Source organism: Dyella sp., assembly GCF_036568765.1.
Classification (GTDB): domain Bacteria; phylum Pseudomonadota; class Gammaproteobacteria; order Xanthomonadales; family Rhodanobacteraceae; genus GSA-30.
In genome coordinates this window covers 1-7,142 of sequence record NZ_DATCRY010000088.1, presented here as the reverse complement: position 1 = coordinate 7,142, position 7,142 = coordinate 1, and the positions used below count along the sequence as shown (strand labels likewise).

The 7,142-nt window shown below is 61.7% G+C and carries 10 protein-coding genes and 1 tRNA gene; 5 read left to right on the top strand and 6 right to left on the bottom strand.

The window, feature by feature from the left end; genetic code table 11:
• Nucleotides 1-182, bottom strand: a 182-nt coding sequence (locus tag VIM98_RS06695; protein ID WP_331992324.1) for an MBL fold metallo-hydrolase, incomplete at its 3' end; no start/stop codon positions are given.
• Between the two features lie 198 nt (nucleotides 183-380).
• On the opposite strand from VIM98_RS06695, the gene VIM98_RS06690 reads away from it, so the two are divergent.
• From VIM98_RS06690 to dnaQ, 3 genes are read left to right on the top strand one after another with little or no spacing between them, the layout of a single operon-like run.
• Complete coding sequence (locus tag VIM98_RS06690) at nucleotides 381-1,061, top strand: methyltransferase domain-containing protein (protein WP_331992323.1); 681 nt, start codon at nucleotides 381-383, stop codon at nucleotides 1,059-1,061.
• Nucleotides 1,062-1,107: 46 nt separating this feature from the next.
• A complete protein-coding gene (gene rnhA, locus VIM98_RS06685) occupies nucleotides 1,108-1,551 on the top strand; it encodes a ribonuclease HI (RefSeq protein WP_331992322.1) in 444 nt (147 codons plus the stop codon).
• Nucleotides 1,548-2,273, top strand: coding sequence for a DNA polymerase III subunit epsilon (gene dnaQ / locus VIM98_RS06680; protein ID WP_331992321.1), 726 nt, complete (start codon nucleotides 1,548-1,550; stop codon nucleotides 2,271-2,273). Before rnhA ends, dnaQ begins: the two co-directional genes overlap by 4 nt.
• Before the next feature lie 98 nt (nucleotides 2,274-2,371).
• On the opposite strand, the gene VIM98_RS06675 is transcribed toward dnaQ, so the two are convergent.
• Nucleotides 2,372-3,073, bottom strand: coding sequence for a PP2C family protein-serine/threonine phosphatase (locus tag VIM98_RS06675; protein ID WP_331992320.1), 702 nt, complete (start codon nucleotides 3,071-3,073; stop codon nucleotides 2,372-2,374).
• A gap of 168 nt (nucleotides 3,074-3,241) precedes the next feature.
• Here VIM98_RS06675 and VIM98_RS06670 point away from each other — a divergent pair, with 168 nt between their 5' ends.
• On the top strand, nucleotides 3,242-3,736 hold the full coding sequence (locus VIM98_RS06670; protein WP_331992319.1) for an SRPBCC family protein: 495 nt from the start codon (nucleotides 3,242-3,244) through the stop codon (nucleotides 3,734-3,736).
• A gap of 10 nt (nucleotides 3,737-3,746) precedes the next feature.
• Nucleotides 3,747-4,091 carry a metalloregulator ArsR/SmtB family transcription factor gene (locus VIM98_RS06665; RefSeq protein WP_331992325.1) on the top strand — a complete coding sequence of 115 codons (345 nt, stop codon included), beginning with the start codon at nucleotides 3,747-3,749 and terminating at the stop codon, nucleotides 4,089-4,091.
• A gap of 59 nt (nucleotides 4,092-4,150) precedes the next feature.
• On the opposite strand, the gene VIM98_RS06660 is transcribed toward VIM98_RS06665, so the two are convergent.
• The 4 genes from VIM98_RS06660 to VIM98_RS06645 all read right to left on the bottom strand — a co-directional run.
• Nucleotides 4,151-5,227, bottom strand: coding sequence for a radical SAM protein (locus VIM98_RS06660; RefSeq protein ID WP_331992318.1), 1,077 nt, complete (start codon nucleotides 5,225-5,227; stop codon nucleotides 4,151-4,153).
• A 200-nt stretch (nucleotides 5,228-5,427) separates the two neighbouring features.
• Nucleotides 5,428-5,517, bottom strand: a tRNA-Ser gene (locus VIM98_RS06655).
• A 69-nt stretch (nucleotides 5,518-5,586) separates the two neighbouring features.
• Entirely contained in the window at nucleotides 5,587-6,303 is a 717-nt protein-coding gene (gene lepB / locus VIM98_RS06650) for a signal peptidase I (RefSeq protein ID WP_331992317.1), read from the bottom strand.
• Between the two features lie 137 nt (nucleotides 6,304-6,440).
• Nucleotides 6,441-7,142, bottom strand: a 702-nt coding sequence (locus VIM98_RS06645; RefSeq protein ID WP_331992316.1) for a putative PEP-binding protein, incomplete at its 5' end; no start/stop codon positions are given.

Below are 7,142 nucleotides of genomic sequence, written 5' to 3'. Positions count from 1 at the left end.
CCGCCGATATGATCGGGGTGATGGTGCGTCAGCAGGATCGCGCACAGCGTGAGCTGGCGTTCGGCCAGCGCGCTTTCGACCGGCGCTGCTTCGCCGGGATCGACAACGATGGCGTGCCCGGCATCGTTGTAGAGCAGCCAGATGTAATTATCGGCTAGCGCCGGTAACGGTACGACGTGCAAGGAATACCCCACTGCGGTTTCGTATCGACTGACGCAGGCTAAAAGGCTTGCGTGAGACAGCCGACTATAATTGCGCGCCCCAACGGGCTCGTTAGTACTTCGTTAAGTCGTCGGTGGGCCGTTCAGTCTCGTGCGGGCCGGCACATCCGGCCTGCGGCAACCGCTACACTATTGCCAGATTCATTCGCGGAACGTCGCATGGCACAGCGCGACAACGACATCTACGCCAGTACGCCGCTGCACGGCCTGATCGCAGAAGAAGCGGTGGCTTTGTCTCCCGACTTGCAGCGTTGCGCCGGCAAGAACGGTTTGTTGCTGACGGCGCTCAGCTCGGACATGTCTCCGAGCCTGCCCCTGCTCGATCATTGGGTGCGCCTGACGGTAGGCCAGGGCCTTCTTTACGGCGATGTGCGCGGCCGTGCCGACGAACCCCTACCGTTTCTGGACGAATCGTTCGAGCTGGTCATGTTGCGTCATGCGCTCGAGGTGGCTCCGGTGCCGCGTGCATTGCTCGACGAGGCGGTCCGCGTGCTTAGCCCAGGCGGCACGTTGGCCCTTACGGGCGTGCATCCATTCAGCCTCTGGAACCCCTGGCTACGTTGGCGCAGGCGCCATGCTCCGGTGTCGCTCTTCTCTCCCTTGGTGCTGGAGAGCTGGTTACGTGTCAACGACCTCAGTATCGAACGGATCCAGCGGGTGGGGCGATGGCGTCCCGGCGCGGCCGAGGAGTGGCAAGTCACGCCGGTGTTGGGCGGTGGCTACGTGTTGGTTGCGCGCAAGCAGCGCCACGCTGCGACGCCGATCCGTCTGCGCCCGCGTGCGGTGGCGGCTCCCGTAGGCGTGGGGTTGGCGCCAGGCGCGCGACGCAGCGCGGCTTGAATGCCGCGTATCCTTTCTTGATTGCTGAAACTATCCAGGGTGTTTTTTGACTGACGTCCAAGCTTTTACCGATGGCGCTTGCCTGGGCAATCCCGGCCCCGGCGGTTGGGCCGCATTACTGCGTGCAAAAGGCACCGAGCGTTTGCTCGTCGGCGGCGAGCCTGCCACCACCAACAACCGGATGGAGCTGATGGCGGCCATTGCCGCGCTCGAAGCCCTGACAAGGCCGTGCAAAGTCGTTCTATGCACCGACTCTCGCTATGTCATGCAAGGCATCGAAGAATGGGTGCCGCGCTGGAAAGCCAATGGCTGGCGCACTGCCGACAAGAAACCTGTCAAGAACCAGGACCTGTGGGAGCGTCTGTCGCAGGCGGTGAGCGTGCATCAGGTAAAGTGGCAATGGGTCAAGGGACATAACGGTCACGCCGAGAACGAGCGCGTCGACGAGGCTGCCCGCAAGCAGGCCGAACTACTGAAGGTGAGCGCATGAGGCAGATCGTCCTCGATACCGAAACCACGGGACTGGAGGTTCGTCAGGGTCACCGGTTGATCGAAATCGCTTGCGTGGAGATGATCGAGCGCCGCACTACCGGGCGCAATTACCAGACTTATCTCAATCCTGAGCGCGCGATCGACGAAGGTGCGCGCCAGGTTACCGGTATCGAAGACGAGTTTTTGCTGGACAAGCCGTTCTTCGCCGATGTGGTTGACGAATTCCTTGAGTTCATCGACGGCGCCGAACTGATTATCCACAATGCAAGCTTCGACGTCGGTTTCCTCGACGCCGAACTGGAGCGGGCAGGGCGCGGCCGCATCGTCGACCGTTGTACCGTGCTCGATACCCTGGTCATGGCGCGCGAGCGTTATCCAGGCCAGCGCAACAGCCTCGACGCTTTGTGTAAGCGCCTGGGTGTGGACAACTCCGCGCGCGATCTGCACGGCGGCCTGATCGACGCCCAGCTGCTGGCCGAAGTCTATCTCGCAATGACCTCCGGCCAGGTCGCACTCGACTTGGGTTTCGAAAGCGGCGCCGAGTCGGCAGCCAAGAAGAACATCGTCGCGCCGATTCGTCTCGATCGCCGTCCGCGCGTACTGCGCGCCGACGCCGACGAACAAGCAGCGCACGAAAAGCGCCTGGATTCGCTGGACAAAAGTGCCGGTGGCGTCAGCGTATGGCGCAGTCAGGAGATGAAGCTGGCGCAAGAAGCGTGAGTGTTCAAGAGTAAGTGCAGAGAAGTTAGGAGAAGCGCTCCGGTCCAGCCGGCGTTCCCTTACTCTTCACTCCTCTCCATTCACTCCTGGCCCCTAGCTCAATGCACTCTCGCCAGGATCGCTGTCACATTGTCCTTGCCGCCGCGATCCAGCGCCGCCAGTACCAGGTGATCCACGCATTCCTGCGCGGCCAGGTCGCGTCGAGCGATATGCTCTTCGATGGCACTGTCGCTCAGTTCTTCCGTCAGGCCATCGCTGCATAGCAGGAAACACATGCCTGGCTGTAATCGGCCACGGGCCATGCCGATATGCAATTGATCGGCGGCGGTAATGCCAAGCGCCTGGGTGATCACATTGCGCTGCGGATGGCGCGCTGCTTGGGCCTGATCCAGCAGGCCGGCTTCGACCAGTTCCTGTACCAGCGAATGATCGTGGCTGATCTGGCGCAGCTGGTTTTGCCACAAATAGACGCGACTGTCGCCGACCCAGGCCACTTCGTAATTTTCTCCACTCATGCGCACCGCTGCGATGGTGGTACCCATCGGCAGGCCGTCGTGTATGCCACGCGATTGCTGCAGCAGTCGCTCGTCTGCAGCGCGCACGGCTTCGACCAGCGTATGTCCGCGCGTAACCAGATCGGTGACGGCGTCGCGTACGAGCGCCGAGGCCACTTCACCATGTCGATGACCGCCCATGCCATCGGCAACCAGGAACAAGCCCAGCGATGCATCGGCGTAGTAGGTGTCCTCATTGCGCGTGCGGCGCAACCCCACATGGGTTCCGTGTCCAAACTCGATCATGATTTGCTGTAGTCCACTGGTGCGGCAAGCATGACGGATGTCGCAAGCGTGTGCAAAACGTCATTTAAAGGCGGGTTCATCCGTCGCGCAGGTGTCGGCCAAGAAGCAACCATGAAGTTGCGCGTCAGGAGTTCGGGTGTTAGCCTACGAGCAACCAGGAGGTTGCTTATGAATGTCGATCGGATTGAAAAGAAAATTATCCTGAACGCATCGAGGGAGCAGGTATGGCGCGCGATTAGCGATTCCTCCCGCTTCGGTAAGTGGTTCGGTGTAGCGATCGACGGCCCGTTTGTGGCCGGTCAGGAAGCCAATGGCCGCATCGTGCCGACCCAGGTCGATCCTGAGGTAGCACGCATGCAGGAGCCCTATACCGGCACGCCATGGCATGTCGTCGTGGACCGGATCGAACCCATGCGGCTGTTCTCCTTCCGCTGGCATCCGTATGCGATCGACGCCGCGAAGGACTATTCGGCTGAACCGATGACCCTGGTGACGTTCGAATTGAGCGACATCGAGGGCGGCACCCTGCTTACGATCACTGAGTCGGGATTCGACCGGATTCCACTGGAACGCCGTACCGACGCCATCAAGGCGAACGATGGCGGGTGGGCCCATCAGGCGCAGCTGGTGAAAAAATACCTGGCGATCGAGGAGAGGAGCTGAGGGCGGCGTGATGCAGCAAGGCTACGATGGGAACGTACCCGCCACCGCGCCCCTTTTTGCCGCGCTGGGCGATCCGGTGCGTTTGGCCATGCTGGCCCGTTTATGCACGGGAGGGCCACTCTCCACGATGGTGCTGGGACAAGGAATCGAGGTGTCGCGTCAGGCGATCACCAAGCATCTGCAAGTGCTGGAAGATGCCGGCTTGGTCAGCAGCGATCGCGTAGGGCGCGATCGGCTGTGGCAGATGCGTCCGCAGCAATTGGTGGCCGCACGCGAGTACCTCGATCGCATGTCGGCGCAATGGGACACTCGGCTGGAGCGCTTGCGCAAGTTCGTCGAAGAGGAGTTCGATTGAACGAACAAGCGACTCCTTTCGTATGGGAGGGGCAGGCGCCTGGCAGCGAATCATGGACTTTAGTTGCCAAAGCCCCCGCAACATCGACTGCAAGCGGGCAGAAGACCGCCGGCTTCGTTGAGGGCCGTCCGCAGCGCTTCGATGCTCGAGTGCTTCCAGATGCCTTCGAGGCCAGCATCCCGAACATTGGCAATCGGAAACCGATAGCACCGTCCATGCACCGGCACGGATTCGCCGTCGGCATCGACCATCAGGATACGAAAGGCGTCGTGGCACCGTCGGCCGACAAATTGCGTGGGATGGCGATAGTAGATGTCCAGGTCCGCTTCGCTTATGCGGTCGGGCTGGATCGTGACGCTGAACGGCCAGGTCATGGCCTTGATATCGGTCAGTTCATCGGCCAGCCGAACGATGTCGATCGTCGTCGGATCGGATTGGAACGTATTCGAGGCGGTGGCGGGATAGGTCGCGCCGTAGAGCGCATTGTGTTGGTCGGCCAGTGCGGGCGTGACGAAATTATTGTGGATCAGGCCGACCTGCTTCAGCGGCAGGTCGCTGATGTCGGTAAGGAAAGCCTTGAGGTGACCGACATTGTGTTCGCTGATCGTGCAGAAGACGGAGATCTCCGGGGCACCGTCCAGGGCCGCGACGGCCCTGATCCCTTCCACCGCCCGTGCGAAGCTGCCCGCATGGCGTCGGATGCGATCATGCAGGGGCGCCGGTCCGTCGAGCGACACGAACAGGCCGCGGCAACGGCCGCTTGCCAACTCCGTTGCCCGTTTGAGAAGAAGCAGGCCATTGGTGGTGACCGTCGCATGCAAGCCTAGTGCGGAGGCATAGGCCAGTGCATCACCGAGCGGTCGCCAGGCTAGCGGCTCGGTGAATGCGAAGCCCAGGCGCGCCTCCGGACAGAAGGCCGCCATATCGTCCGCGATGCGCTGGAACAGCTCCCAGGGCATGGACCGCGTCTTGGCGCCGACCAGGTTTGCGCCGAAGTTGGTTTCCGCATTGCCCGTACCGACATCGCACATGATGCAGCGCAAATTGCAGAAATTATTGACCCCAAGGACGACATGCCCGGGCCGTGACGTGGCCGTGAGGCGTACTTCTGGAGCTGGCAGACTGAGTGCGGACATTGCGGGTGCATTTCCTCGAGTTAATGGCTCTGTGGGAAGGCCGCTGGCCGGCGCGCCAATCCCGCATAGGCGTATGTGCCGTATCCGAGGCATATGGTTTCTGCCCGGCCTCAATGGAGGGCATCTCTCCGGGAGAGCGCTCGCTAATGCCGCCTCAGAAACAAAAAAAAGCGCCCCTCGAGGAGCGCTTCTTTTGTTTCTGGCGGAGAGGGTGGGATTCGAACCCACGGTACGCTTACACGTACGCCTGATTTCGAGTCAGGTACATTCGACCACTCTGCCACCTCTCCGAAAAACGGGCGCGTTGGTCGACGCGAGCCGGCGATTTTACGTGGTTGCGTCTGCCCTGACAACTAGGGTTAGAGGTCCTGCCGGCCGGTTTGCCCGGCGCGTTGTGCCAGACCGTCCAGCGGCGCACCGAAGCGATCCTCACGAGGCAGGTAATGATGGCTGGGGTCGAGGGAGAAGGCGACGTAGCGGGCGCGGCCGAGGATCTCCCCTCGCGGGGCAAAGCCAAGGAAGCGCGAGTCGTAGCTGTCGTCGCGGTTGTCGCCCATCAAGAGATAGCTCCCCGGGGGCACCGTCACGGGTCCGAAGTTGCTGGCGATGCTAGGGAGCTCGTCAGACAGGCGGATCACGCGGCTAGCCCCGCCGATCCGTTCGATGGCGTAATGCGCCGGATGGGTGCTGTCGTCGCGGATGCCGGCCACGTCGATCGTGCTGTAGCGAGCGGTGCGTCCATTGACGTAAAGCCGGTTGCCGCGCAGGGCAATACGGTCGCCAGGCACGCCGATGACGCGCTTGACCAGGCGTTCGTTGGCCTCCTTGGAATCCAGCACCACGATGTCGCCGCGCTGTGGATCGCCGAGCCGATACAGCGAAATATGGGTGAACGGCACGCGGATATCGTAGGCCGCGCGGTCGACCAGGATGCGATCCCCGATGCGGATGGTCGGCTGCATCGAGCCGGTAGGCACGGTATTCCAGTCCGCCACAGCGCTGCGGAAGACAAACATGCAGAACATGAAGGCGATGAAACCTTTATTGCGGTTCAACAGGCCGACGAGGTGGCGCATGGGCTTTCCCCCCTGGGGTGATGGAGAGTGTGACCTTGGGGAGGGGAGGGAAGTTCGATTGCCGTGAGGGGAATAAGGGCAAAAAGAAAGGGCGGTGCAGCCACCGCCCCAAAATATCAACCGCAATCGTCAACCACTCAGGCGGCAGCCTTCTTCTTGGCTAGCCGCAACCACGTATCCACCACGGTGTCCGGATTGAGCGACACTGATTCGATGCCTTGTTCCATCAGCCATTCCGCCAGGTCCGGATGGTCGGACGGTCCCTGCCCGCAGATGCCGACGTACTTGCCCTTGGTGCGTGCCGTCTTGATCGCCATCGCCAGGAGTTTCTTCACCGCCGGGTCGCGCTCGTCGAACAGATTGGCGACGATGCTCGAATCGCGGTCCAGGCCGAGCGTAAGCTGGGTCAGATCGTTCGAGCCGATCGAGAAGCCATCGAAGATGTCCAGGAACTCATCGGCCAGCAGGGCGTTCGAAGGCACTTCGCACATCATGATGATCTTCAACGCCTTCTCGCCGGCACTGCTGGCGCCTTGCTTGAGGCCGTTCTTTTCCAGCACCTGGACCACCTTGCGGCCTTCGCCCAGTGTGCGCACGAACGGGATCATCACCCAGACATTGTCCAGGCCCATGACTTCGCGCACCTTCTTGACCGCCTTGCACTCCAGCCCAAAAGATTCGGCGAAGCCCGGATCGACGTAACGGCTGGCGCCGCGGTAGCCGATCATCGGGTTTTCCTCGTGCGGCTCGTAGCGCGAGCCGCCGATCAGGCCGGCGTATTCGTTCGACTTGAAGTCGGACAGGCGCACGATGACCGGCTTTGGGTAAACCGAGGCGGC